General features: G+C 67.9%; 17 protein-coding genes. 6 read left to right on the plus strand and 11 right to left on the minus strand.

Features of this window, described 5'->3' with window-relative positions:
• The first annotated feature begins 70 nt into the window (after nucleotides 1-70).
• Nucleotides 71-535: a VOC family protein gene (locus IPK85_22160; protein ID MBK8250070.1), complete on the plus strand. Its 465-nt coding sequence runs from the start codon at nucleotides 71-73 to the stop codon at nucleotides 533-535.
• Between the two features lie 130 nt (nucleotides 536-665).
• On the opposite strand, the gene IPK85_22165 is transcribed toward IPK85_22160, so the two are convergent.
• Nucleotides 666-2,195 carry a M28 family peptidase gene (locus IPK85_22165; GenBank protein ID MBK8250071.1) on the minus strand — a complete coding sequence of 510 codons (1,530 nt, stop codon included), beginning with the start codon at nucleotides 2,193-2,195 and terminating at the stop codon, nucleotides 666-668.
• Between the two features lie 127 nt (nucleotides 2,196-2,322).
• Between IPK85_22165 and IPK85_22170 the strand changes: the two genes are divergently transcribed.
• Nucleotides 2,323-2,952: a Uma2 family endonuclease gene (locus IPK85_22170; GenBank protein MBK8250072.1), complete on the plus strand. Its 630-nt coding sequence runs from the start codon at nucleotides 2,323-2,325 to the stop codon at nucleotides 2,950-2,952.
• A 294-nt stretch (nucleotides 2,953-3,246) separates the two neighbouring features.
• Here the strand turns inward: IPK85_22170 and IPK85_22175 are convergent, their stop codons facing one another.
• Nucleotides 3,247-4,182 carry a pyridoxamine 5'-phosphate oxidase family protein gene (locus IPK85_22175; protein ID MBK8250073.1) on the minus strand — a complete coding sequence of 312 codons (936 nt, stop codon included), beginning with the start codon at nucleotides 4,180-4,182 and terminating at the stop codon, nucleotides 3,247-3,249.
• Between the two features lie 301 nt (nucleotides 4,183-4,483).
• On the opposite strand from IPK85_22175, the gene IPK85_22180 reads away from it, so the two are divergent.
• Together IPK85_22180 and IPK85_22185 are read left to right on the plus strand one after the other, a co-directional pair.
• Entirely contained in the window at nucleotides 4,484-6,094 is a 1,611-nt protein-coding gene (locus IPK85_22180; protein MBK8250074.1) for a M20/M25/M40 family metallo-hydrolase, read from the plus strand.
• Nucleotides 6,095-6,297: 203 nt separating this feature from the next.
• A complete protein-coding gene (locus IPK85_22185; GenBank protein ID MBK8250075.1) occupies nucleotides 6,298-7,749 on the plus strand; it encodes an amidohydrolase family protein in 1,452 nt (483 codons plus the stop codon).
• Nucleotides 7,750-7,756: 7 nt separating this feature from the next.
• Here the strand turns inward: IPK85_22185 and IPK85_22190 are convergent, their stop codons facing one another.
• The 3 genes from IPK85_22190 to IPK85_22200 form a co-directional block, all read right to left on the minus strand.
• Complete coding sequence (locus tag IPK85_22190) at nucleotides 7,757-8,302, minus strand: hypothetical protein (protein MBK8250076.1); 546 nt, start codon at nucleotides 8,300-8,302, stop codon at nucleotides 7,757-7,759.
• 199 nt (nucleotides 8,303-8,501) lie between these two features.
• A complete protein-coding gene (locus IPK85_22195; protein ID MBK8250077.1) occupies nucleotides 8,502-10,145 on the minus strand; it encodes a glutamine--tRNA ligase/YqeY domain fusion protein in 1,644 nt (547 codons plus the stop codon).
• Nucleotides 10,146-10,283: 138 nt separating this feature from the next.
• On the minus strand, nucleotides 10,284-12,278 hold the full coding sequence (locus IPK85_22200) for an Ig-like domain-containing protein (protein MBK8250078.1): 1,995 nt from the start codon (nucleotides 12,276-12,278) through the stop codon (nucleotides 10,284-10,286).
• 257 nt (nucleotides 12,279-12,535) lie between these two features.
• Here IPK85_22200 and IPK85_22205 point away from each other — a divergent pair, with 257 nt between their 5' ends.
• The gene (locus IPK85_22205; protein ID MBK8250079.1) at nucleotides 12,536-14,350 is read left to right on the plus strand and encodes a sulfatase-like hydrolase/transferase; all 1,815 of its coding nucleotides are present in this window, start codon (nucleotides 12,536-12,538) and stop codon (nucleotides 14,348-14,350) included.
• Between the two features lie 32 nt (nucleotides 14,351-14,382).
• On the opposite strand, the gene IPK85_22210 is transcribed toward IPK85_22205, so the two are convergent.
• From IPK85_22210 to IPK85_22230, 5 genes are all read right to left on the minus strand, one after another.
• Nucleotides 14,383-15,921 carry a hypothetical protein gene (locus IPK85_22210; GenBank protein MBK8250080.1) on the minus strand — a complete coding sequence of 513 codons (1,539 nt, stop codon included), beginning with the start codon at nucleotides 15,919-15,921 and terminating at the stop codon, nucleotides 14,383-14,385.
• Nucleotides 15,921-19,199 carry a hypothetical protein gene (locus tag IPK85_22215; protein ID MBK8250081.1) on the minus strand — a complete coding sequence of 1,093 codons (3,279 nt, stop codon included), beginning with the start codon at nucleotides 19,197-19,199 and terminating at the stop codon, nucleotides 15,921-15,923. Before IPK85_22215 ends, IPK85_22210 begins: the two co-directional genes overlap by 1 nt.
• Before the next feature lie 437 nt (nucleotides 19,200-19,636).
• Entirely contained in the window at nucleotides 19,637-21,187 is a 1,551-nt protein-coding gene (locus IPK85_22220; GenBank protein MBK8250082.1) for a hypothetical protein, read from the minus strand.
• Nucleotides 21,184-22,635, minus strand: a complete 1,452-nt coding sequence (locus tag IPK85_22225; GenBank protein MBK8250083.1) for an NAD(P)-binding domain-containing protein — start codon at nucleotides 22,633-22,635, stop codon at nucleotides 21,184-21,186. The genes IPK85_22220 and IPK85_22225 overlap by 4 nt, the downstream gene beginning before the upstream one ends.
• Entirely contained in the window at nucleotides 22,635-23,477 is an 843-nt protein-coding gene (locus IPK85_22230) for a hypothetical protein (GenBank protein MBK8250084.1), read from the minus strand. The genes IPK85_22225 and IPK85_22230 overlap by 1 nt, the downstream gene beginning before the upstream one ends.
• 559 nt (nucleotides 23,478-24,036) lie before the next feature.
• Between IPK85_22230 and IPK85_22235 the strand changes: the two genes are divergently transcribed.
• Entirely contained in the window at nucleotides 24,037-25,500 is a 1,464-nt protein-coding gene (locus IPK85_22235) for an NAD-dependent succinate-semialdehyde dehydrogenase (protein MBK8250085.1), read from the plus strand.
• A 9-nt stretch (nucleotides 25,501-25,509) separates the two neighbouring features.
• Here IPK85_22235 and IPK85_22240 read toward each other — a convergent pair whose 3' ends face one another.
• Complete coding sequence (locus IPK85_22240; GenBank protein MBK8250086.1) at nucleotides 25,510-26,295, minus strand: alpha/beta hydrolase; 786 nt, start codon at nucleotides 26,293-26,295, stop codon at nucleotides 25,510-25,512.
• Between the last annotated feature and the right edge of the window lie 194 nt (nucleotides 26,296-26,489).

The raw sequence follows: 26,489 nt of genomic DNA on the forward strand, positions 1-26,489 counted from the left end.
GATGGCCAAGGCAAACTGGCCGACGTGATGCTGCTGGGCGCGCATAGTGACAAATCATGGAGAACTTCCAATGACCAAGGTGACACCGTTCCTGATGTTCAACGACCAGCTCGAGGCGGCCATGGCGTTCTATACCGCCACCTTCCCGGACTCTGAAATCCGGAACGTTGCTCGCACCGGCACAGACGGTCCCATCACCTCGGCCGAATTTGTCGTCGGTGGCCAGGTCTTCATGGGCTACAATGGCGGCCCACACTTCACGTTCTCCGAGGGGTTTTCGCTGTACGTGGACTGCCAGGACCAGGCCGAAGTCGACGCGTATTGGGACAAACTGGTCAAGGCTGGAGCGACACCCACCGCGTGCGGCTGGATCAAGGACCAGTTCGGCCTCTCCTGGCAGATCGTGCCGCGGCGATTCATGGAGCTGATCGGTGACACAGACGCCCGAAAGGTGAAGGCGGTGATGGCGGCCATGCTGACCATGGTGAAGCTCGACGTCGCGGCACTCGAGCGGGCGTACAACGAGGTGCAGTAGGTGCGAGCCTCCAGGCCTCCCTGGGCCGCACAGAGGGAGTGGACGCCGGTGCGATGTTGTGGATGTGCCGCCGAGTCTGGCCGCGTCTTGTCGCGTCCAGCGGCTGACAGCCGCCGCCCCCAACCGACGGCTATCGCTCCAGCTTGAACCCCGGATCGATACCCGGTCGCTGCGGCGCGTTGGCCACAAACCACCCGGTCAGGTACATCCACTGCGCCATGCGCGTGAGCTTGGGATAGTCGATCCGTTCCGGGGTGTCACGCGGCGTGTGGTAGTCATCGTGCAGGTTGGTCGTGTACATCAGGGCTGGCACGTTCGCTCTCGCATACGGCACGTGGTCGCTGCGGAAGTACCAGCCTTCCGGGTGTGTCGGGCGGTCCCAGAGCGAGTCGAGCGTGAACTTGCCCGTGAGCGCGTTGGCGCGGAGGGCCATCTCCACGAGCGTGGTCGAGTTCCGGTGGGGTGGCTGCGCGCCGAGCACTGATGCAGAGTCCGGGTGGTTGCGCCCGATCATGTCGCCGTTGAGCACGGCGACCATCTGCGACACCGGCACGACGGGATGCGCGATGTGATAGCGGCTGCCGAGCAAGCCACGCTCCTCGGAACCATGGTTGATGAACAACACCGATCGCTTGCCGGGCTGCCGCACAAAGGCCCGCGCGGCCGCCAAGTGGGCCACGGTCACCGATCCGTTGTCGTCGGCGCCGGCATGGACGGAATCGCCCTCGAGCGTGGCGCGCACGCCATTGGCGTCCTGGTGCGAGGAGTAGATCAGGTACTCATCCCGCAGCTTCGGATCTGTCCCGCGCACCATCCCGATCACGTTCACGCTCGGTGTCTCGAAGCGCTCCAGCTGGACCTTGATCGTGGACATCGGCGTGTCGCGGAGCATGGCGCCCATCGACGCGCGCACGAGGAAGGCCGGCGTCTGTCCCGTGCCTAACGCGGGGACGGGGCCGATGGGACGCGGCGGTCCCCCGGTCCGTGGCATGGCATTGGCGACGTCGTACCCTCCACGCGAGCGTGCGGCAACCATCGCGTCGAAGGCGCTGTCCACCCGTGCGTCCGGCACGATGATGATCGCCGCGGCGCCGCGCCGCGCCAGTCGATTCGTCGTCGCGTTGAGCGCTGCGTCGGTGTAACGCACCGCAAAGGTGTAACTCGTCGAGCGGATGTTCGCGGGCGCGGGCACCACGACCGGCGTCGCCACCACCCGGCCGCGGATGTTCACCGTGGTGTCGCTGGCGTCCGCGAGCCAGTACACCGGCCCACCGGCCTCCACGGGCACGGTGCCTAACGGGATGATGTCCTGGAACAGTCCAACGGCGCGCCCATTGAGCGCCACGCTGCTGGTGACGGTCGAGACCCGCGTGCGCGTGAGGTTGAACCACTGGTACCAGGTCCCGCCTTCCCCCGCGGGGACCAACCCGATCTTGCGATACTGCTCGGCCACCCAGGCACTCGCGGTCATCTCGTCGAGGGTGCCTCCTTCGCGCCCGCGCATCGCCGGACCGGCCATGGCATACAGGTCTCGCTTGAGGTCCGCTTCGCGGATCAGCGACATCGCGGCAGGGATCTCACGCGACCCCCGGCCCTGCGCGGACACGGCAAGGGGAAGGCAGGCGACCAGGGTGGGGAGGTACGTCAGCTGCAGGCGCATGAGCGGGCGGGGAGGAATGGTGACGACGATATGCACTCCGGGCCGCCGCGGTACAAGCCTCCCGGCCTTGACGGTCCGGTGGCGCCGAGCGTACGCTCGGCGTGGGAATGTTGCTGTTGGCGCTGGAATGATGAAGCTCTTCCGGCGGGTATCCACGATCCTCGGGCATGGCGTTCACTTGCCCCTCGCCGAGGAGTCACCCCGCATGCACATGGTTCTCGAACCGCGCCGTTGGACCCTCGAGGAGATGCACGCACTCCCCGAGGACGGCAACATTTACGAACTCATCGACGGGGAACTGTTGGTGAGCCCGGCGCCTGCGCCTCGTCACGAGGGCTCGGCGACTCGGTTGGCTCGCCTCCTCGACAAGTACGCCCAGGACGAACAGCTCGGCTTCGCCTATCGTCCCCAGGCCGTGTTCCGTATCGGCCGCCGCGTCGAAGTCGAACCCGATGTGCACGTTCGGGCCGAGCTCGACGAGGACAAGGACTGGGAAGACCAGCCACTGCCCCTGCTGGTCGTCGAGGTCCACAGTCCCCGCAGCCGAAAGGTGGACCTCACCAAGAAGCGTGACGTCTACCTCGGTGCAGGGATTCCGGAGTACTGGACGGTGGATCCCGCCGCGCGAACAGTGACGGTGCATCGGGCGGATCGCGAACCCGAGGTCAAGACCGGGGAGATGACGTGGTGGCCTGCCGGGGCGAGCCAGGCACTGGTGTTTGATGTGAGCGCCTTGTGGCCGAGGCCGCGGAAGTAGACAAGGCGATCGGTCGCGCGGCGCGGGACTGGACGAACCGCGGTCCTCGCATAGTATTTCATGCACGCTGGCCCTCAACGTCCACCCTGCATGCGAGGAGGTGATCCATTGTCTACTGGCCCTAGTACGGCGCGGATCGCTGGAGACCGCTAAGGCAGCAACGCTGCCTGACCGGCGCACCGCGCCGACCGGACAGATATCGGGGTCCCTCACGCGTTAGGGCGCGCGGGGGGCCCCGAGTTCATGTGGGAGCCTCACGCCAGCGTCGCGACGGCCTGCGCTGCTCGCGATGGGTTACTGCGGATGCTGCACCGCGGTTGTGTCGGCCGAGGTGATGCGCGCGCGTCGCTCCACGCGCTGCCGCGGGTGACAAAACCGAACAAGTCGCACGACCTGGTGGATCCTCGCTTCCATGGTCCCCTGGACCGGAAACGGCTCGTTGGCCTGCAGCAGCGCATCCACGCGCTCATGGCGATCGCGGCGCACATTGGTGTACTGCGCTTCGCCATCGAGTCGCAACGCGTCTCCGGATGCGTAGTCGAGGACCACCAGGGCAAAGCGTGGCGACTCGCGGAGGTTGCCGGTGCTCACGAACATCCCGTCGCCAAGATATTCGGTCCAGGCAATACTGCGCCCGACGGCATCGTAGCGGAGGAACCCCGGCTGCCCGCCGCGATGTGATACATCGGCCACGCCGTCGGGCGTCACGGTACAGAGGAAGGCCGTTTCGCCACGCGCGATCGTCTCGAGGACCCACGCGTGGTCAACGGCGAGCTCCTCGCGTGTTATCGGCCCCACGTGTGGTGACGCGCCGGTGGAAGCCGTCGGCGTCATGTACTTGCGACAATTCGTAAAGGCGACGGTGCAGGGGATGTCGACGAGAGCACCGTTAGGCGCTGGGCGACCGGCGACGCGCGAGCGGCGGGCCGTCGCTGGATTGATCACGATCCCGCCCCATGGTCCATCGAGGGGGAGGAAGGCTGCAAGGTCACCGGGGAGGGAGACCGTGATCTCTCCGTCTTCGGCCGTGGCGGTCGCGAGCGGCGCCGGTCCTGAGAGGGCGGCGACATGCAGCGTGTTGGCGTCGGCGCTGGCGAGGACGATCAGGTCGGCTTCGTTGGCGTAGTCCGCGACGGGGCCGACCCAGGTCGAGAGCTTGTCCGCGGCTTTGAGAGAGTTCGCTTCTCCCTGAATGTCGCGCTGGCCGTCGTGATAGTGGAACGGACGCATGGCAACTCCTCGGTTGAGGTGCTCCAATGAGGCAGTGACGCGATCGGGCCTACGCTGCAAGTGCGTGATTCGAAGCGCAAGCGGAGCGCACCCCATCCTCCCGGGGTGCGTGTCTGCGACCGTGAGATTGACGCTCGGCGCGAACGGTGCGGCGCTTCGTGGCCCGCGAGGGGACCAATCCGAGAGATGTGGTGCCCGCGGACACGCCGGGGGCACGGTGGCACCCTGCCTGCGGCCGGGGGATTCCCACTCCCTGCCGCACGAGTGGCCGGGCCATTCATCTGGCCGTAGTATTGCCGCCATGACTCCTTCCCTCTCCCTCCCCGGCCGTTCGCCCCTCCTCCGGGGCCTGCATGCACTGCGTGCCCATGCCCGGGATCGCTGGCGACTACTCGGCGCGTTGTTGCTGCTCGTGCCAGCCGGAGCGATGCGGCAAGGTGTCCCGGTCGACCTCGCGATGGTGGCGAAGATCCGCGAGGAGGGGCTCCAGCGCTCGCAGGTGATGGAGTATGAGGGTTACCTGGCCGATGTGCTCGGCGCGCGGCTCACGCTGTCGCAGGACATGAAGCGCGCGCAGGCGTGGGCGTCGGGTGAGATGACGAAGATGGGGCTGATCAATGTCGCGACCGAGCCCTTCATGGACTACGGCGTTACCTGGGATAACGAGTATGTCTCGCTGCACCTCCGCGAGCCCGACTACACGCCGATGGTCGGATATCCCATCGCGCATACGGCGGGGACCAACGGCCGCCAGGTGGTGCCGGCGGTGATCGTCGACCTCCTCGTCAAGCAGGACCTCGCGAAGTACCGTGGGACACTGAAGGGCAAGGCGGTCCTCGTCACGCCGCCTGCGACCATCGACATTGCGGCCATGACCCGTGGGGTGCCGCGCCTCACGCCGCAGGATCTCGAGGCCATCGAACGTACGACGATCGCTCCCCAGCGACCGGCGGCCGCCCGGGCGGTGCCTAACGCGGAACTGCTCACGGCGGAGGAGAAGGTCGCGTTCTACGCGAGCGAGGGTGTGGCGGCAGTGCTCCAGAGTGAGAGCGGGTGGTTGGGGGCGGTACGCGGCTTCTCGCGCCCGGGTTCGCGAACAGACCAGTGGTCGCGCGCCGGGATGCTCGCTTCGCCCGCCATGATCGCCATCACCCCGGAGCATTACAACCGGATGTACCGGATCCTCAAGCGCGGGATCCTGGTGACGGTCGAGGTGGAAGTGCGCAATCGCATCGGCGACCGCGTGGAGCAGGCGGCGAACGTGGTCGGGGAGATTGCCGGGAGCGACCTGGCCGACGAAGTCGTGATGATCGGTGCGCACCTGGATTCGTGGCACGCCAGCCCCAACGCCAGCGACAACGCATCCGGAGTGGCCGTGATGCTGGAGGCGATGCGTATCCTGAAGACGGTTGGTGCCAAGCCGCGCCGCACCATTCGCGTGGCGCTGTGGGCCGGGGAGGAGCAAGGGCTCTTTGGGTCGCGCGCGTATGTGCGACGACACTTCGGCGATCCGCGAGATCCGGCCGTTGGGCTGAAGCCGGGCTACGAGAAGCTCTCGGCCTATTTCAACCAGGACTATGGATCCGGGCAATACCTGGGCATTTACCTGCAGGGGAACGAACAGGCGCGGGAACAGTTCACCGGGTGGATGGCGCCGTTCCGCGACCTCGGCATGACGGTGGTGTCCAACCAGGGCGTGGGGAGTACCGACCACATTGCCTTCGACGAGGTCGGCCTTCCCGGCTTCCAGTTCCTGCAGGATCGCACGCCGGGGCAGGGCGGTCACACCAACCTGGACTTCTACGACACGATCCAGGCGGGCGACCTGATGAAGAACGCGGTGATCGTCGCGTCGTACGCGTACCACGCGGCAAACGCCAGCGCGCGGATTCCGCGGAAGCCGCGGCGGTAGGCCTGGCAACCGTGCGGTGAAGCCAAGGCACCGGGCGGCAGCCCTCCGGGCAGTGTCGTCCTTCCGTGCTCGTCGCGACTGACAACGTCGCGGGCGGAAGTGGCATGTGCGATTCGGGGGCCTGCGTCGGGAAGTCCTCCCCGGGCGGGTCCGGGCCGGGTAGGGACCCCAGCGGCGCGCCGCGGCGGCGCGTAGCGTTCCCAGTGTCTACACACCTCGAGGTCTCCATGGTGCTGCCCCAGCCCTTGCGCCTTGCACGCGCGGCGTTGCTGATCACCCTCGTTGGCAGCGCACAACGCGCAGCCGCACAGCCCACCGCGATCCCTGACGGCGCCCTGGTCATCCGTGGGGGGTGGCTGTTTGACGCCGTGGGTGATGCCGTCCGTCGCAACACGGGCATTGTGGTGGTGGCCGGGAAGATCTTCGCGGTTGATGCCGCCGTGGGCTCCGGCGCGCCGCCTAACGCGAGTCGCGTGGTCGACCTCGACAACGACGCCTACGTCATCCCCGGCCTCATCGACCTGCACGCCCACTACAACGTCAACCTGTTCGGGGGGCGCCGGCGGGACGAAACCACGGTGCAGCCGGTCGTCTTCCTGGCCAACGGCGTGACCACCACGTTCCCCGCTGGCGAATACGACCCGGACGACATGCAGGCGCTGCGCCTGCGCATCGAGCGCGGTGAGACCCCCGGGCCACGCCTCATGAACTCCGGTGCGTACTTCGGCAGCACGCGCGTAGGGTGGAACCCGGACATGACCGCGGCCGAGGTGTATGCGGATGTCGACAAGTGGGTCGCCCGTGGCGTGCGCGGCTTCAAGGCGAAGGGGATCGGCCCCGGCCCCCTCAAGGCGCTCATTGAACGCGCGCACTTTCACGGCGCCACGGTCACCGGGCACCTCGATTCCGGTTTTCGCGGGAGCGTGAACCCGCGCGACGCCATCCTCATGGGGATCGACCGCATCGAGCACTTCATGGGGGGCGACGCCATGCCGGCGACGCAGTCGGCCTACGCCTCGTACGTGAACCTCGACCTGTCGTCGAAGGCCGTGAAGGACGTCATGCAACTGTTCATCGATCGACGCGTGAACTTCGATGCGACGATGACGGCGTTCGGGTACGCCTCCAACCGCGACGAGATCTTCGAGAAGTGGACCGACGAACGGCGCTTTCTCGCGCCCTATGCGCGCGCCGAGTTCGACAAGAAGCCTCCGCCGCGGATCAACGAGCAGTTCGACCGCATCTACCGCGTGAAGCCGCGCGAGATCAAGCAGTTCTACCACATGGGGGGCGGCCACCTGATCACCTCTGGCACCGACTACCCGAGCACCGGCGAGTTCCTCCCCGGCTTCTCCACCCACCGCGAGATCCACGCCTTCGCGCGCGCCGGGATCCCCAACGCGGCGGCCATCAAGATCGCCACCATCAACAATGCGCGCGCTTTTGGTCTTGGCGATCGGCTCGGCAGCATCGAGGCCGGGAAGTTCGCCGACCTCGTCATTGTACGCGGCAATCCCCTGGCCGATATCCGCAACACGCGCAACGTGCGGTGGGTGATCAAGGGCGGGCAGGTCTACGATGCGGCCGCGCTGCTGAAGTCGGTGGAAGGGAAGCTGGGTCCCGCAACGGCCGCCGAGGCGGCGGTGTGGCGGTAGCGACAGCCTAACGCGGGTCCTGCTTGCAGACCGAGGCGTCGGGCTCCGTCAGGCACCGGCGCGGCCAGGTGGGGACGCGCAGTCCGTACATGTCCTCTCCCTGGAATCCCTTGCACGCCGCGTCGTTGTAGCGTCGGCCGGCATCCGGCAGGAGGGAGCGTCCGCTCTTGAGGTCGCACGCGCCTTCGATCGCCCCCTTGGGGTCGCGGGAGTCGTGCGCGACGGCGCGCGCGAGGATTCCCTTCTCGAAGTAGAGCGTCGCGAGTCGCCGCATGTTGTCGAGGTCCACGACCCACAGCGCCTTGCACCCGGTGTAGCTCTCGGTGAGCGCGTCGTTCCGCGGGTGGACCATCACGAAGCCGCCGGGCGTTGCGACGAGGCCGGCCGTGGCCGGTGGCGGCGCAACCGCGCAATTGGTCGCCGTCGCGGGGACGAAGTCGGCGAGCGACTGCGCGCGGGCCGAGGACGCGATCACGATCGACGCGCTCAGCAGGAGGCACAGGCAGCGCAACGGCAAGTGCGCGGCACGAGCAGCACGAGGTTGGTGCAGCACGCGGCACGGAGAGACGCTCAGGGCTCGTGCTGCTCGGGCTGCCCGTGCTTCTCGTACCGCATCAGTTGTCGTCATCTGGCATGAACGTGAGAAGGGTACCGCGCCGCACGAAAGTGGAGCCGCACGCGACCCACCGCGGTGTCCGTGCTCCGCGTGCCGCTCGGGCTGCCCGTGCCGCTCGTGCTTCATCTGTTCGTAGTTATCCCTTCCCTTTCACCTTCTCCCAGCTGTCCTTCAACGTCACCGTCCGATTGAACACCAGCGCCCCAGGCGCCGAATCCGGATCACTGATGAAGTAGCCCGTCCGCTCGAACTGGTACCGCGACCCGATCGGGTCCGCGCCGACCGATGGCTCAACCTTCGCCCCCTTCACCGCCACCAGCGACTGCGGATTCAGCACCGACAGGAAGTCGTCGCCCTCGGGCACGTCATCCGGATCTGGGACGGAGAACAACTTGTCGTACAGCCGGAGCTCGCAATCGAGCGCGTGCGCCACGCTCACCCAGTGGATCGTCCCCTGGACCTTGCGCCCGTCGGGAGCGTTCCCGCCCTTCGTCGCGGGGTCGTACGTGCAACGCAGCTCAACGATGTTCCCCGCCGCGTCCTTCACCACCTCCTGGCAGGTGATGAAGTACCCGTACCGCAGGCGCACCTCGCGCCCCGGGGCGAGCCGGAAGAACTTCTTCGGCGGGTCCTCCATGAAGTCGTCGCGCTCGATGTACAACTCGCGCGAAAACGGGACTATGCGGGTGCCGGTCTTCGGGACGTCGTGCGGGTAGTACGACGCCTCCAGCTCCTCCGCCTGGCCCTCGGGGTAGTTCGTCAGCACCACCTTGAGCGGGTTCACCACGCACAACACGCGCGGCACCCGCATGTTGAGGTCACTGCGGACCGCGTGTTCATACGTCGCCAGTTCGGTGCGCGCCGATGCCCGCGCGATCCCGACCACCTCGGCAAATGACCGAATGCCTTCGGGGGTCACGCCACGGCGCCGAATCCCGGCTATCGTCGGCATCCGGGGGTCGTCCCATCCGGCGACGTGCCCCTCGTTCACCAGGCGCAACAACTTGCGCTTGGACAGCAGGGTGTAGTCGAGTTGCAGGCGCGCAAACTCGGTCTGCTCCGGCGGCCGCTCGAAGCCGACCTCGCGGACCAGCCAATCGTAGATGTCCTTGTTGTCCTTGAACTCCAGGGTGCATAACGAGTGCGTGATCCCCTCGTGCGCATCACTCAACCCGTGCGCATAGTCATACAACGGATAGATGCACCAGGCGTCCCCGCGACGATAATGACTCGCCTTGCGGATCCGGAGCAGCAGCGGATCCCGCATGATCATGTTGGGATGCGCCATGTCGATCTTCGCCCGCAACACATGCGCGCCATCGGCGAACTCGCCCGCCTTCATCCGGCGCAACAGGTCGAGGTTCTCCTCCACGCTCCGCTCCCGGTACGGTGAGGGCGTGCCGGCCTGGGTGACCGTCCCACGGCCCGTGCGGATCTGCTCCTCGTCCTGCGAGTCCACGTACGCCTTCCCCTTCAGCACCAGCCGCTCGGCGAACTCATAGAGCAGCTCGAAGTAGTCGCTCGCGTAGAACTCGTTGGCGGGCGCGAAACCCAGCCACGCGAGGTCCTCGCGAATGGCATTGACGTACTTGATGTCCTCCGTGAACGGGTTCGTGTCGTCGAACCGGAGGTTGCACGACCCGTCGAACTCGCTTGCGATCCCGAAGTTGAGGCAGATCGACTTGGCGTGCCCGATGTGCAGGAATCCGTTGGGCTCGGGGGGGAAGCGGGTCTTCACCGGCCGGCCGTACTTCTGGCTGGCCACGTCGGCCGCGACCATCTCGCGCACGAAGTCACGTGGGCGCGTGGGTGAATCCGGGGACGGGGGCAGGGAGGGATCGGTCACGCGTGGGGAGTCCGGTGTGTCTGGTCTCCCCAACTTACGCAGGCCGCCCCCCCCCACCCAACTGGCCGCCGCCTAATCCCGGGACACGGGGCGTCTGGCCGCAGCGCGCCCGCGGGTCAGCACCTCGGGGAGGTCGCGGATCGAGGCTCCATACGCGGGGAGCGTGAAGGTCCACGACACCGTGCCATGGGCCGTGGTCGCGGTAATGGTGGCGACGGCGGGGCCGAACTCAGCGGCGAACGCGCGGGTGGTGGTGGCCGAAAAGGGGTTTAGCTCAATCAAGGTACTGTTGGAAGTCGAGAAGGTCGCCGCAACGATGATGCCACCTGTGGTCTTGACCCCCAGGGACACCTCGGAACCGACCGGGAATTGCGTGATGGCATCCATGCAGATTGCCGTCCCCGGCGCGGCCGAACCTGGGGTGCCAAAGTCTGCGTTGGCGTCCAGGCCCACCATGCACTGCAACGTGAGCGCTCCCGACACGGTGACGGTTGCTGTGGCTGACTTGGTCGGGTCTGTGGCGGAGCGCGCCGAAATCGCAACCGTCCCCTCGGCGACCCCGGTCACCACACCCCCGGCGCTCACCGTGGCGATGGCCGCGTTCGAGGTCGACCAGGTCACGGCCTGGCTGACTCCGGCATCACCCACCACCACGGCCGTGAGCTGGCGCGTGGCGCCGATGTCTACCGTCGTTGGGGTGGGCGACACGGTCAGGCTGGTCACTCGGGCGACCACGTGTACCGTCGCCGTGCCGGACTTCGACGGGTCTGCAACCGAACGCGCCGTGATCGTGGCGGTCCCTGTGCTCACCCCCGTCACCACACCGGTCGCTGTCACGGTCACCTTGGCGACGTCCGAGCTTGTCCATGTCACCGCCTGCGAGACGCCGGCGTCGCCGCTGACCGTGGCGGTGATGGGCAGGCTGCCACCGATGAAGAGCCCCTGGGTCACCGCAGGACCCAGGGTGACCCCGGTGACTCGCGGCGCCACCACCACCGTGGCGGTGGTCGACTTCGTGGAATCCTGGACCGAGACCGCCGTCATCGTGACCTGTCCGGCGCTCACACCCGTCACGAGCCCGGTGCCGGAGATCGTCGCGACGGCTGGGCTCGCGCTGCGCCAGGTCACCGCGCCTGACACCCCCGGGTCCCCGGTCACCGCTGCCACCAGTTGGACCGTTCCGGCGACAAAGATCGTTGAGCTGTCAGGGGCGATGGTCACCGTACTGACGCGCGGCATGATGGTGAGTGAGGCGGTTGCCTTGCGACTCGTGTCCGCCGTGGAGGTTGCGGTCACGAGGACCTGGCCAGCTGACAGGCCCGCAACCAGCCCGCTCGCACTGACGGTCGCGATGGTGGGATTCGCACTCCGCCATGTGACCGACGTGGCAACACCCGAATCGCCGGCCACCGTTGCCGAGAGCTGCCGAGTCTCCGTCACGCGAATCGCGACCGCGCTCGGTGCGACTTGCAGGCCGGTCACGCGCGGAATCACCGCGAGGGTTGCGGTCGCGCGGCGGGTGGTGTCTGCCTCGGCGATGGCCGTGATCGTTGTTGTGCCCGCGGCAACCCCGGTCACCACGCCGGTCGCGTTCACCGTGGCGCGTGAGGGGTCCGAGGAGGTCCAGCGGACGGTGGTCGGAGTTCCGGGATCGGTGGTCAGCTCCGCGACCAACGGAATCGTGCCGGTCACGGGCACACTCGGTCCGGACGGACGAATGGCGATGGTCAGCACTCGCCCGCTCACCGTCACGGTGGCCGACGTCTGGTCATTCCGTCCGACGAGCTTCGCCGTGATCGTTGTCGTCCCCACGGAGAGCGCCGTCACGCTCCCGGTCGACGTCACCGATGCCACCGCGGGCTGGGACGTTGAATACTCGAGCGCAGGCACGGTGACTCCACAATTCGCGGACGCCACGGTCGCGGGAATGTTGATCGATTCGCCGACGCGCATCTGCGCAGACAGCGGGTTCATCGTCACGCCGGAGATCGTACAGGCGGGGCCGGAGGAGTCCTTGCAGGCAAGGACGGCGAGAAGCGCGAGCGCGATCGGTCGGGAGGGGTGCATGCGTCCGGGGGTGTTGGTACCTCTGGAGGCGGAAGAACGGCGGAAATCCGGCCACATGGCTTTCATCGAGGCCGTATGGCCGACGCCAGGTCGAGGACAAATGGGCCGTGCCTGGCCATTCCCCGCAGAGTGTGCGGTCGATTGGACCGAGGCACAGCGTGAGGTCACGCGGTGCGCCTCGGGTCGTCCACGAAGAAACCGGCTGCCAAGTGCCGGCCTCGGTTGACGTGCCGGCTCCGCCTCCTCGATACTTCGCCATGGCATCCCCCGCGCACCTTCCCGCTTCACGCTGGGGAGCCGGCCTCCGTATCGTCCTCGCCGCCCTCGCATTCGGGGTCGCGACCGGGCTCCTTCACGCCGCGGTCCTTCAGGTCGAGCACTTTGGCTTCGGGCGCTTTACCTGGTTCTCGAGGGAATTCCCCTGGATGGCGCCCGTGGCGTACACGGTGGTCTTCCTGGTCGGAGCCATCCCGCTCCTGCTCGCGGCCGTCGTCCGTCCGGCGCTGGCCACCCCGCAGGTCGTCGCCTGGTGGTTTGGGGCCGCGATGACGTTCGGTCTCCTGCTGCCCTGGTCGCAGCTCGGACGGCTGGCTTCGCTTGTCCTGGCCGCCGGTGTGGCCACGCAGCTCGCGAGGAGCGCGGGTCGTCGAGCGGCCACGTGGGACCGGGGCCTCCGACGAACGGCAACCGCCGGAATCGGAGTGGTGGCCGCGATCGGGCTGCTGCAGCCGGTGGCTCGCTCCTGGCGCGAACGACGCGACATCGCCGCTCTTGGCGCCGCGCCAGAAGGCGGAGCGCCGAATGTCCTCCTCATCATCCTCGATACCGTCCGGGCCGCGTCGCTGTCGCTCTATGGTTTTCCGTGGCCGACCACGCCAACGCTGGAGCGACTCGCGGAGAGCGGAACGACCTTCGACTGGGCGATCGCCCCAGCGCCATGGACCCTCCCAACCCACGCCTCGATCTTCTCGGGCGTGTATCCCGGCGAGTTGACCGCGGACTGGACCGTGCCGATGGACAAGCACACTCCCGTCCTTGCCGAGGCGTTCCGCGAGCGCGGCTATCATACGGCGGCGGTGGTGGCGAACCTGGACTATACCGCGTGGGACTCCGGGTTGCAGCGCGGCTTTGCGCACTTTGTCGACTACCCCGTCGCCTGGCGCCAGCTCCTGTTCAGCTCGTCCTACGCACAGACCGCGACGGGCCGACGCCTCCTTGGCGCACGCTCTATGGCCGATGTCCGTCTCGCACTGTCCGACCTCGACCTCTCGATCGATCCCAAGCATGTCGGGGCGCCGCGCCGCGCCGACGCGGTCACGCACGAGTTCCTGGACTGGCAGGCCGAGCATCGGGACCGCCCGTTCTTCGCTTTCCTCAACTACTTCGACGCCCACCAGGGGTACTTCGCGCCCGAGAGCTTTCCGGAGGTTGGTGATCCCTCGCGCAAGGCCATCCGGTATACGACCGCCATTAACTGGATCGACCAGAACCTGGACACGTTGTTCACCGAGCTTCAGTCGCGCGGTGCTCTGGACAACACGATCGTCATCGTGACCTCGGACCATGGTGAGCTGTTTGATGAACATGGGCTGCGCGGGCACGCGAACAGTCTGTATCGCAACCTCCTCCGCGTGCCGCTCCTGGTCCGGTACCCGGCGGCCGTTCCCGCCGCGCGACGCATCACGCGGCAGGTGTCATTGCGTGACCTTGCGGCCACGATCGTTGACCTTGGCGCCCTCCCGGCGGGCACCTTCCCGGGCCGCTCGCTGCGGGCCGCGTGGCAACCGGCCGGCGACAGCCTCAGCGATGTCGTCGCCGAGTTGCGGCAGGCGCCTAACGTGAGTGAGACGCAGCCCAACGCAAAAGGGGGGCTCGCCGCGTGGTTTGACGACTCCACGCATTACATCCGCCACCTGCCCAACCGGCGTGAAGAGGCGTTTGACTACCGACGCGACACGACCGAGTCGCGCGACCTTGCGGGGGACCTCACTCGACTGGGACCGGTGCGCGCGGCGCTCGACGTTCACTTCGCCGGTCGCAAGGCCCCGGCGCCGAGGCGTCCTGCGCCCTGAGGCCCGGCCCCGCGGCCGTGCCGGAAATCGCGCTAAAACCGCCAGCTGAGCGACAGGTACCCCTGGCGGGAACGTCCGAGGTCGCCCCGCTCCTCGTAGACGGACGCCATCACGAACAGCGAACGCCATAACGCGGCGTCGGCACTCAGGTCGCGCCAGGTGAGGGTACGGAGACCATCGGTGACGACCTGCGCATCGACGCGGGTGCCGCCGCCAAACTCGATCCGCATCACGTTCCACGGATTCACCTCGACAGAGGCGGATTGCAGTCGACCGTTGGCGATCGCGCCGGTATACCGACTAAAGCGCCCTTGCACCCCCGCGCCGAGTCGTGTGAGGCGCACCAGCGACAGCGATCCTGTCACCGTGGTGGCGTCGCTGGAGGTCGCGCCGCGTGACTGGCGCGCGTCGGCGTTCAGTCGCACGTGACTGCCCGGTGTCACGGAGACCCCTGCCCAGCCGCCCTGGCGAAAGGTGTCGTCGAACTCGACCTCCGGATCCACGAAGTCGCGATACAAGCGCACGTTGCGTCGATTGTCGTAACCCAGGTTCACGCTGAAGGCGTCGACCGGGGCCAGCCGGAGCATCGCAAAACTGGAGGTGGGAGTGGCCGCGCCGCCCTCGAGGTCACGCTTCCACCCGCGATTCACGTCGAGTTCCTGGGTCGCGAACAGGCTGACGCGACGGGTGGTGACCATGGCCTGCGCGTAACCATACTCGCGGTCGATGTTTCCGCGGTCGTACGACCCGATCCCCGCCAGCGTCACGGACCACGAGGCCGGTTCATCAGGGGCGTTGTGCGCCTGCACCCATGCCCCGTACTCGCGCACGATGCCTGACAGCCCGAACGAGATGGCGTCGGGCTGGGCGCCGGCGACCGTGCCGCCGCTCACGTGCTTGCCCACGGCCTCGACGGTCACTCCATCAAAAATGCCCATGGTCGACAGGGCCGGCGTGAGCTGTCGGCCGACGCTCACCTGCATGGGGCGGTTGGGCTGGCTCCAGGTCAGGTGCCCCTGGTACACACGGGTGGACGCGCCGGCCCCTCGCCCCGTGGCACCTCGGCGCTCGCGATACGCCCGGATGTCCGCCACGACGCCGAGTGGCGTCCCACCGAGCTGGCTGCCATCGAGGCGCAGGTCGAGCGCTGGCTGCGACCAGGATGGACGTCCCTCACCGGGGTCAACCATCACGTACCGCAAACCGATGCGCCCACGCAGTGCGTCGCGTCGACGGCGTGTCGCGGTCGACGCGGCTGAGCCGGTGGACGCGGTCACCGCGGGTTCCGGGGTGGCCAGGAAGCGGACGGAGTCCCCCACGACCGGCGCACTGCTCGATGACGCCACGGAGCAGGCGGCGCGCGTCGACGAGAGGAAGTCGACGGTCAGCTCCGCCACGACGTTTCCGCCACGCACGACCTCCATGCGATCCCGTTCGCGGAGTCCCTGACGGCTCCCGGCGTCCACGTAGATGGTAGCACCGGAGATGTAGGTCACCTGCGCCCATTGCGGCGCCGGCTGGGCACCCGTTACGGCGGCGAGGACGGCCATGGCCCAGGCGAGTGCCCGCATCAATCGTCGCCATCCGGGTGGCAGGCCAGGCACTTCACGCTCACGTATTGGTACCCCGACTTGCCCTTGTGATCATTGTCGACCTTGGACTTGTTGCTGTGTTCGTGGCACAGGATGCACTCGAACACCTTGTAGTTGGTCGCGTTCACGTGGCAGTCGCTGCACCGTGACCACTTGCCGCGGTGCTTCCCCGAGTAGATCGGGAAATAGGCGCCGTCGTGGTTGAAGGTGGCGCCGAGCCACTGGTTGGTTGTGTGGCACGATTGGCACGTCGTCGGGAAGCTGGCCGTGGCATGGCGCGGGTTCGTGGTCGCGTTGTAGTCGGCCAGGTGGCACGACACACAGGACCCCGGGAGCCCCTTGTACACCTTGGACGCATGGCAGCTGATGCATGGCGTGGGCAGGTGTGCCCCGGTGAGCGGGAAGGCGGTCGCATTGTGGTTGTAGGTTCCGCCCTTCCATTGCGTGGTCGTGTGGCAGGTCTGGCACTGCGTGGCAAAGCCGGCGGCCGCGTGGTGCGGGTTCGTGGACGCGCTCCAGTCGCTGTTGTGGCAGGTGATGCAGGTCTGCGGCTTGCCCTTGTAGACGCCGTCTGCGTGACAGTCGAGGCAGGTGGCGGCCTGGTGCGCACCGGTCAGGGGGAACGCGGTGAGCGCATGGTTGTACGGTGCGCCCTGCCAGGCCGTGGTGGTGTGGCAGGACTGGCATTGCGTCGGGATGCTCGATGGGCCGTGGGGCGGACGGGTGGTGGTGTTGTAGTCCACCTGGTGGCACGAGACGCAGGTGGTCGGCTTGCCCTTGTAGACCCCATCCGCGTGGCAGGCGACGCAGGTGGTCGTCGCGTGAGCGCCGGTGAGCGGGAAGAGGGTCGCGCTGTGGTTGAAGGTGGCGCCGGTCCACTGCGTGGTGGTGTGGCATCCCTCGCAGGTCGCGGGGAAGCCGAGTGTCTTGTGGTTGGGGGATGTTGTACCGTTGTAGTCCGACTGGTGGCACGAGACACAGGTGGTCGGCTTGCCCTTGTAGACGCCGTCGGCATGACAGCTGGCGCAGGGCGAGGCCCGGTGTGCGCCTGTCAGGGGAAAGGCGGTCTTCGCGTGGTCAAAGACCGCACCCGGCCACTGGGACGTGGTATGACACCCTTCGCAGGAGGTCGGGAAACCCGCCGCCTTGTGGTTCGGCGTCGTTGTCCCGTTGTAGGTCGTCAGGTGGCAGGAGACGCAGGTGGTCGGCTTGCCGTCGTACACCTTGTCGGCGTGGCAGCCGTCGCAGGTGGTGGCGCGGTGGGCCCCGGTCAGCGGAAACTGCGTGTTTGCATGATCGAACGGCGCCCCGCTCCACTGGGAGGTGGTGTGGCAAGCCTCGCAGGTCGTCGGGAACCCGGCGGCCGCATGGGCCGGTGCCTTCGTCGCGTTGTACGTCGCCTGGTGGCACGAGACGCACGTGGTGGGCTTGCCGGCGAACACGTTGTCGGCGTGGCACCCCGTGCAGCTTGTGGCGCGGTGGGCACCGGTGAGCGGGAACTTCGTCACCCCGTGATCAAAGACCGCTCCCTTCCATTGCGTGGTGCTATGACACGTCTGGCACGTGACCGAGAAGCCCGATGAGCGATGGTTGGGCGTGGTCGTGCCGTCAAAGTCCCGCTGGTGGCACGAGGCGCAGGTGCTGGGCTTGCCGACGTAGACCCGATCGGCATGGCAATCGGCGCACGTTGAGGTGCGGTGGGCGCCGGTCAGCGGGAAGTTCGTGGTCGCGTGATCGAAGGTCGCTCCCTTCCATTGCGTGGTCGTGTGGCAGGATTGGCAGGTCGTGGCAAAACGGGCGGCGACGTGGGGCGGTGTGGTGGTCGCGGTGAACGCGGCCTGGTGGCACGAGGCGCACGTCGAGGGCTTGCCCCGGTAGACGCCGTCGGCATGGCAGGTCGCGCACGTCGTGGCGCGGTGGGCGCCCGTCAGGGGGAAGCGCGTCGACGCGTCATGGTCAAACGGGGCGCCCTTCCACTGGGTCGTGGTGTGGCAGGACTGGCACGTGGTGGCAAAGCCGGCGGCCGCGTGTGGCGGAGTCGCTGTCGCGTTGTAGGCGGCCTGGTGGCACGAGAGGCAGGTGGTCGGCTTGCCGCGATAGACGTCGTCCGCGTGGCAACTCGCGCAGGTGGCGGTGCGATGGGCCCCGCTCAACGGGAAACGTGTGGCCGCGTTGTGGTCGAACGGCGCGCCCTTCCACTGCGTCGTGGTATGGCAGCTTTGGCAGGTGGTGGCAAAGCCGGCCGCCGCGTGTTTGGGGGTCGTCGTGGCGTTGTACGCGGCCTGGTGGCACGATGCGCACTGCTGGGACTTGCCGCGGAAGACCTTGTCCCCATGGCAGCCGTTGCACGTGGCCGCGCGATGTGCGCCCGTCAGCGGGAACTGCGTCGACTGCGCGTGATCGAAGCGGGCGCCATTCCATTTGTCGGTCGTGTGGCACGATGCACACGTGGTCGGAAACCCCTGGGCGTGTGGTGGGTTCGTGGTTCGGGCGTAGTCCTTCTGGTGGCAGGAGCTGCACTCCATGCTGCGACCGTGGTACTGCTTGTCCGCGTGGCACTCCGCGCAACCCACCGTGCGATGTCCGCCGGACAGAGGGAACAGCGTCTGCGAGTGGTCGAACGCCGCTCCCTTCCAGCTTGATGTCTTGTGGCACGAGGTGCAGTCGCGCGAGAACGACGGCTCCAGGTGAGGTGGGGCATTCGCCGTGCGGAACGTGGCCAGATGGCAGCTCGCACATTGGGCCTGGCCGCGGACGAACTGCAACTGTCCCGATCGTGTGGGCAGGTGGCACGACTCGCAGGCAACCACGGCATGCGCCGCCCGTAGCGGGAACCGGGTCAGCTGGTGCATGCGCGTCATCGCCCCGCGGTCCGCGAACGAACGCGCCGTGTGGCACCGTACGCAGTCGGTGCCCAGCTCGCCCTTGTGCACGTCGCTGTGGCAGGACGCGCAGGTCTTGGCAGCGACCTTGAAGTCCAGGGTCTTGTGACAACTCGCGCACGGGGCGCTCGCGTGAGCCCCGGCCAGGGGGAACGTCTTCTCCGCATGCGCAAACCCACGAGCCACCTTCGCCGGCTTCCACGCGTTGGCGGTGTGGCAGGTGGCGCACGCGCGTGTCAGGCTGGCCCCATGCGGGTTGTTCATGGTGGCGCGCGCCGGCACCGCCGTGCGTGGCGCCGCCTGCGCCCCGATCCCAAGCGGGAGCAGCGCCAGCCACAGGGTCACCAAGAGCCTAACCACGAGCTGAGCCCCCATGGCAGGACTCGCACCGGGCCGACAACCCGCGCCAGGCCACGGGCCCGCCACCTGGTGTTGCCCGATGACACGAGCCACACGGCACCTTCTCATGCGCGCCCTTGAGCGAGAAGGTGGCCTCGCGTTCATGGTCGAACCGTGCTGGCACGAACGACGCCACCACGTGACACCCTTCACAGGCGCCGCGGTCGGCCCGGTGCGCAAACTGCTCGCCATGGGGTGTCGCGTGGCAGCTTGCGCAGGTGGTAGCGCGCTTGGTGGCGAACGGGAGGGCCGTGACGCCGCGCGCGGACAGGCGCAACGTCGCGGTGGCGGCGGGCTTCCCGAAGTCGGCGTGACATCCAATGCAGGAGACAGCGCGATGTGCACCCTCGAGGGCATACCCCAACGCGGCATGCTGCGCGACCGTCGTCGTGGCAGGCCGCCAACGCGCGGCATCATGACACGCCGCACAGGGTTTGCTGGCCCCCGGCGCATCGTACCGACCCGCGTGCGGATCGACGTGACAGGCGGCGCACGTCACCTCGGGCACCCGGAGGGTCGCACGCGCCTTGCGCCCGGCCGGCGTGGCCAGTGGTGGGAGCCCCGGCCGCTGCGGGCCATGGCACGCAGCTGCACGCCACCTGTCCGTGTCGCCCGTCCAGGGTGACCGCTAGGGTCGCGTGTTCCTTCACGCCGAACTGGCTCGGGACAAACGCTGCGGTGGAGTGACACGCCTCGCAGGTGCCGGGGGCCGCCGTGCGCGCGAGGTCGCGTCCGTGGGCGTCCTCATGACACCCACTGCACGTGCGGGTGCCCAACGTGAGCCGCGCCGCCGGCCGTGGCCCGCGGCGTGCCGCAGGGGCGGGCGCCTTCACGGGGGTATGGCATGCCGCGCACTTCGTCGTGACATGCTTCCCGTCCAGCGGGTAGGTCGTGCGAGCGTGCTGCGCCACCGTGAAGGTGCTGGGCGTGAACCCGCTGACCGCATGGCAGGTCGCACAGTCACTGCGTGTGGTCGACGCCTCGTGCGGGTCCTGGTGACAGGTCGCGCATGTGGCAAACCCCGGCTTGCGCGTCGCGAGGTTGGTGCCATGGCACCCCTCGCACGATACCGCTGCGTGCCGCCCACGCAGGGGGTAGTTGGTCACCTGGTGGTTGAACCCACCCCGGTTGATGGCATCAAACGCACGCGTGACATGACAGCTCGCACACTTGGCTCCCAAGGCGCCGCGATGCGGGTCCGTATGGCAGGAGGAACATTCCTTGAACGGCACCGGCTTGAAGGTCCCGACGCGTGTGCCCTGCGCGTTGCGATGCACCGGCAGTCGCGACGTCTCATGGCACGCGGCGCACTTCACCTCGACATGCGCCCCGGTGAGCGGGTAATCCGAGCTGTCGTGCTTGAACCCGGGCGCGGGAGCCCACCCCTTCGCGTCATGGCATGAGGCACAACGCGCACCCAGGGAGCCGCGATGGGCGTCGTCCGGCTCATGGCAGCTGGCGCAGGTCGTGTTCAGGCCGATCCAGCCGGCCGTGTTCTTGCGCGCCGAGAGCGCCGCGACCGGCGCCGTGCGGTACTTCGGCGCATGGCACGATGTGCACTTGGCCTCCTGGTGCTTGCCCTCCAGGGCCCAACCGGCCTTCTGGTGGTCGAACCGCGTCGACGATCCACCCGGCCATTCGATCATCTCGAACGAAGCACCGGCATGGTCCGGATGGCACTGCGCGCAGGTCTTGCGCGAGGCGCGTCCTTCCCGCCCATGGTAGCCACGCCCCTCACGCTCGAGTGCGCCGACGTCCTTGTGACACGACACGCACATCACGGACATCGGTTCGCGGTTCAGTCCGTGACACTTCGCGCAGTTAGTGGCACCTTCCAGCGACTGGTGCGCGCGCGCCAGGGGCCCGGGGGAGATCTGCGCCCCACTCCGCGCGGGCGTCATCAGCATGATGAGTCCCACCGTCGCGGTTGCGAGCCACCGAACGCACTGGGCATCGCGCGTCATCCTGCCTTGGCCGGGGCGATCGGGACATCCTTTGGCACGAGCCGCACCCCGATCTTCTCCAGGAAGGTGTACGGGGCCTCTCCACCGATGCGCACGATCACGTCGTCGTTGGGCAGGATCGTGGTCTGCCCGTCGACCTCCAGCACGACCACCTCGGGCCGGACCTCGCGGAGCTGCGACCCCAGCATCAGCCGCACGGTGCCACGTTCGACAGCTGCGCCAAGTTTGTGCCGGTTGCGATCCTTCACGCGCCCGAACTCCTGCCCCCGGTACGAGAGGATGACCTCGGTCCCTGCCTGGTTGGCCAGTCCCACTGCCGACTCGATCGCGCTGTCGCCGCCGCCGACCACGAGGACCCGACGCCCCGCGAACGCTTCCATCTCCACCACGTCGTAGAAGACCTTCGCGAGGTCCTCGCCGGGGACGCCGAGCCGTCGGGGAGTGCCCCGTCGGCCCAGGGCGAGCACTACGCGCCGCGCGCGCCACTCCCGCTCCGGCGTGCCGATCACAAAGGCCTCCCCATCGCGCGCGATCCGCTCCACCTTCTGGTAGGTCTGTACCTGCAATCCGGTGTTGGCGACGATCGTCTCCCACACCTGCAGCAACGTCTCCTTCGACGCGTCCGCCACCCAGAGGTCACCATACAGCGGGATATGGACCGGCTCGGCGAGGAGCAGCTTGTGCCGCGGGTACTTGCGCACCGTGTCGCTCAACGACCCCTGCTCCAGCACCACGTATGAGAGCCCACGACGCAGGGCTTCGAGTCCTGCGCTGAGTCCGGCGGGGCCGGAGCCGACGATGCAGACGTCGACGGTGTCCTCGCGTCCGTCGGGCCGCACCTCCCCGGGAGGCAGTTCGCGCGCGACCTGCTCGACCGCAATCTTGCCCTCGTTGATGGCGTTCTTGATCAGGCCGCGGCCACCCAGTTCGCCGACGATGAACACCCCGCGCACATTCGACTGGAACCCCCCGTCGAGATCGGGGACGACGACGCGATTCACGGCCGTCCCCGCATTGACCGAAATGCCACCGACCGGGCAGGCCGCCACGCATTCGCCGTGGCCTACGCACAGTGCATCGTCAACGACGGCCAGCTTGCCACGCATCGTGATGGCGCCGACTTCCGGGCACGCCGCCACGCAGGTGCCACACCCCACGCAAATGTCCCCGCGGACCATGGCCCGGAGGGCACCCACCGCGCCTTCCGTCGCTTCTCGCCGGGACTCCGGCGCGCTCACCAACTCGTACATCTGCTGGGGAATGCCGCAGGATGGGCAATACGTGGACCCCTCCGGGACCGACGTCTGACATCGCGCACACGGTCGGCCACGCGGGGCCACCGGCGCGGCGGCGGACGCACTCGCGTGTGACCCGCCACGTCTGAGGTGCAACCAGACAAAGACCCCCGTGAGGGCAAAGAAACCGAGGGTCGTGAGCAGGTCGCCCATCAATAGAACCAGGTCGACCCGACCGCGACGACCACGACCACATGGATGACCACTGCGACCAGCGCGGTGATCGCAAACGGTCGGTGCGCCACGTGCCAGAACCGGAACACGCGGTGCGTCGCGTCCAGCAACCGGGCCTGCTGCGTGAGCGCGATCTCGCGCCGGGCCAGGCGGACCGCCTCGCGTGCAGCATCCGCGTGCGCGGCATCCACCTGGCCGCCCATCGCGGCCCATCGCTTGGGCAGGTCGTGCGCCAGTCGCCATCGTCGCCAATCACCAACGACGAGCTGCGTGAGCGCGGACCACGCCGTGATCGGTGCCTGCGCTTCCGCATCCACCTCGAGCGTCTGTGTCACTGCGGGGGCCGGCAGTCCCGTCAAGCGGGCAATCTCATCGACGAGGGCCGTGCGCTCGCGGGTGACCTCGTCGCGGGTCAGTTCCACGCCCGCACGCGTCCTCGGGATCCGCGTGTAGAGGTAGCGCCCCACGACGCCACTCGCGCACACCACGAGCATGGCATCGAAGCCCAGCCCGATCAGCCCCTGCGAGCGCCAGGCGGCATGGAGAGTGAGCAGGAGGGGAAGGCCAATGGCCGCGAAGACGTGGACGTCGAGCCAACGCCCCACCGACCCGGTCCAGGACAGGCGCTTCCAGCGCTTGCGAAGCGGATACAGCCAGAGAAACAGGAAGACGACCAACGCCACGAGTCCCGCCGACTGCCCCACGGTGCCCGAGGGGCGCAACAACTCGTGCGAGGCATGTCGCACCTGTTCGGCACGAGGCGCCAGGTAGTACGACGCCCCCGACAGGTTCGCGGCGGCCAGCAGTGTGAGCAGGATCACCACCGGCCATGCACGTGCGCGAGCGCGCGCCGCGGGGACGGCCGTGACAGGGGCGCCGCGATGAACAGGACGCGACGCCGCCGATGGCGATGTGGGTGCTGCCGGCGCCGTGGGGGAGACGCGGACAGCGAGGTTCGATTGTGGCATATCGGTTTACTGCCAGGACGCCACGGGAGCAACGTGGCCAGGGGCGCAACGGCAGGCATGACGCTGCACCCCCGCATCAGGGTATCACGAATCGTGGCACCCCGATGTGATGCGCATCATACGCTGGCCAACGTGAACCCTCGATGAACAGCGCCTAACGCGACATCATCGCTATGGACGCGGCATGTGCACACGGAGTCACCGCGTAATGAAATGCCTGACGAGCAGGCCGAACGGTGGAGCGGCGCGGCGTCGCACCCCGGCATGCCCTTCGTTGACGCACGGATACGCCGCGAGGGCGCGGGCACGCGTGGGAGCTGGCTCTTGCGCGCACACCATCCCCGTGCGTACGCTCGGCCATGACCCGTTCACACCAGCCTGTTGTCGTCGCCCGCACTCACGCGAGGGGCCAATGACCGAGCGCCAGTCGACCCATCGCACCGGCCTCGCAGACCCGGCGCTCACCCAGGCCCTGGTCGGTGAGACTTGGCGCGCCACGGAGACCACCTTTGAGGTCCGCGACCCGTGGGACGGGTCACTGGTGGCGCGAGTCGCCGACGCGGGCGTTGAAGAAGCCCGCGAGGCGGCCGACCATGCCATGGCAGCCTTCGAACGCTGGAGCCGCACCAGCGCCTGGGAGCGCAGCGCGATCCTCCGGCGCTGGTTCGATGGCATCCTGGCGAACGAGGGCGAGCTGGCCGGGCTGATGGCGCGCGAGATGGGGAAGCCGGTGACCGAGGCGCGCGGCGAGGTGAAGTACGCCGCTGGTTTCGTGGAGTTCTACGCCGAGGAGGCCAAGCGCATCCATGGCGAGACGATCCCGAGCCAGTTCGCGCACAAGCGGTTGCACACCAACCTCAAGCCCGTCGGACCTGTCTACGCGATCACGCCGTGGAACTTCCCGGCGGCGATGGTGACGCGAAAGGTTGCGCCCGCGCTCGCCGCGGGCTGCACGGTCATCCTCAAGCCCGCGGAAGCCACCCCGCTCACGGCCCTGCGTCTGGCGGAACTCTGGCTGGCTGCCGGCGGCCCCAGTGGCACGTTGCAGGTGCTCCCCTGCCTGGACCCGGTCCCCGTGTCGCGCGTGCTGATCAACGACCCACGGATCCGGAAGCTCACCTTCACGGGGAGCACGGAGGTGGGGATGCGCCTGTATGCGCAGGCCGCCTCGACGATGAAGCGGCTCTCGCTCGAGTTGGGTGGACACGCGCCGTTCATCGTCTGCGCCGACGCCGACGTCGATGCTGCCGTGGCCCAGGTAGTGGCGTCGAAGTTTCGCAACGCTGGACAAACCTGCGTGTGCGCCAACCGGATCTATGTCCATGCGGACGTGCACGACGCCTTCGTCTCCCGTTTCGTGCTGGCGGTGCAGGGCCTGAAGGTCGGCGACCCGCTCGACCCCGCGACCCAGATCGGTCCGCTGGTGAACGCAGACGCGCTGGCCAAGGTCGAGGCCCACGTGGCGGATGCCCGCGCGGGCGGAGCGCGCCTCCTGATCGGCGGAGGGTCGACCGGAGGTTCTTCTTATACGCCGACCGTACTGACCGGCGTCCGCGACGGGATGAAGATCCTCGAGGAAGAGACCTTTGGCCCGGTGGCCCCGATCATGGCCTTCACCGATGAGGTCGAAGTCCTTCGCGCGGCGAACAGCGTCCCGGTTGGGCTTGCGGCGTATCTCTGGACGCGGGACCTCGGGCGCGCGTACCGGATGGCCGAGTCGCTCGCGTACGGCATTGTCGGGATCAACGATGGTGTGCCGGCCACGCCGCAGGCGCCCTTTGGCGGGGTGAAGAACTCCGGCCTCGGACGCGAAGGGGGACACTGGGGCCTGCACGAGTTCCTGGACGTGCAGTACGTGTCGACGGCCATCGGCTGAGCGTGCGGCTCAGCCGAGCTGTGACACCCAGGCGATCATATCGCGCTTGACCTGCTCGCCCTGTGGCTCGACGAACAGGGAATGGCCGCCCTCCGCATACTCTCGCACCGTGGCGCCGTAGCGGCGAGCGGCAGCGCGCATCTGGCCCGCCGGCACCAGGCGGTCCCTTGCTCCAATGAGCGAGAGCAAGGGCACACGCACCTTGAGCGGGTCGACCGAAACGGCGCCCAGCATGATATCCCGCAAGGCGGAACCCGACTCCGGCACAAAGGTGTCGAGGATGCGCTGCTGCAACGCGGGCTCGACCTGGCGCAGGGAAATCCCGCGCAGGTCCTCCCGCGGCGGGGCGACGGTCGCGCCCATCAGGATCCGCGGCAGCAGCTTCACGAAAACCGGGAGCGACGCCGTGGTGGGCCGCACCGCTGCCGGCGGTGCAGCCGCCACGAGGATGGCACCCCGGCAGTTCCCGGTCTCGGCCACCTTCAACACCACCAGGCCACCCATCGAGTGCCCGAGCAGGATCGGCGGGGCGCCCAACTGCCGGATCATCGCCAGTACGTCCATGACATAGTCGGCGATGCGAGCCCCATCCACCCGGTCGTCCGGACCGTGCCCGCGCAGGGGGAAGGCGTAGGCCGGGATTCCCGCGCTGCCGAACGACTCCACGAGAGGCCGAAGCTGCTCGGGACAACTGAAGGCCCCGTGGACACAGAGGACGGGCACCCGGTCCGGCGCGCCGGGGGCGTGAAGTCCCCTGAAATTTCCGAGCTGAATGGGCTGGGCGGTCACGGGCACAAGCTAATTCCTCGGGGTCGCGGTCAAACTTGGGGCCGGCTGGAGCCGTTATAGGGAGAAGGAATCCCTACGCGGCGGACCGGGGTCTAACGTCCGCTTGAAGAGCGCGTCTATAGAATGCCGTAAGTTTGGCCTCAGTCGTTCCCCCCAATCCAGAATCGTCGTGCCTGCTTTCGCACTCCGGCCATCACAGG

It is taken from the genome of Gemmatimonadota bacterium (assembly GCA_016712265.1).
Lineage (GTDB): Bacteria > Gemmatimonadota > Gemmatimonadetes > Gemmatimonadales > Gemmatimonadaceae > RBC101.

Excerpts from the sequence above, each read along its gene's own strand:
- IPK85_22160 (MBK8250070.1), top strand. The coding sequence starts at position 71 with ATGACCAAGGTGACACCGTTCCTGATGTTCAACGACCAGCTCGAGGCG.
- IPK85_22165 (MBK8250071.1), bottom strand. The coding sequence starts at position 2,195 with ATGCGCCTGCAGCTGACGTACCTCCCCACCCTGGTCGCCTGCCTTCCC.
- IPK85_22170 (MBK8250072.1), top strand. The coding sequence starts at position 2,323 with ATGATGAAGCTCTTCCGGCGGGTATCCACGATCCTCGGGCATGGCGTT.
- IPK85_22175 (MBK8250073.1), bottom strand. The coding sequence starts at position 4,182 with ATGCGTCCGTTCCACTATCACGACGGCCAGCGCGACATTCAGGGAGAA.
- IPK85_22180 (MBK8250074.1), top strand. The coding sequence starts at position 4,484 with ATGACTCCTTCCCTCTCCCTCCCCGGCCGTTCGCCCCTCCTCCGGGGC.
- IPK85_22195 (MBK8250077.1), bottom strand. The coding sequence starts at position 10,145 with ATGGTCGCGGCCGACGTGGCCAGCCAGAAGTACGGCCGGCCGGTGAAG.
- IPK85_22200 (MBK8250078.1), bottom strand. The coding sequence starts at position 12,278 with ATGCACCCCTCCCGACCGATCGCGCTCGCGCTTCTCGCCGTCCTTGCC.
- IPK85_22205 (MBK8250079.1), top strand. The coding sequence starts at position 12,536 with ATGGCATCCCCCGCGCACCTTCCCGCTTCACGCTGGGGAGCCGGCCTC.
- IPK85_22210 (MBK8250080.1), bottom strand. The coding sequence starts at position 15,921 with ATGCGGGCACTCGCCTGGGCCATGGCCGTCCTCGCCGCCGTAACGGGT.
- IPK85_22215 (MBK8250081.1), bottom strand. The coding sequence starts at position 19,199 with ATGGGGGCTCAGCTCGTGGTTAGGCTCTTGGTGACCCTGTGGCTGGCG.
- IPK85_22220 (MBK8250082.1), bottom strand. The coding sequence starts at position 21,187 with ATGACGCGCGATGCCCAGTGCGTTCGGTGGCTCGCAACCGCGACGGTG.
- IPK85_22225 (MBK8250083.1), bottom strand. The coding sequence starts at position 22,635 with ATGGGCGACCTGCTCACGACCCTCGGTTTCTTTGCCCTCACGGGGGTC.
- IPK85_22235 (MBK8250085.1), top strand. The coding sequence starts at position 24,037 with ATGACCGAGCGCCAGTCGACCCATCGCACCGGCCTCGCAGACCCGGCG.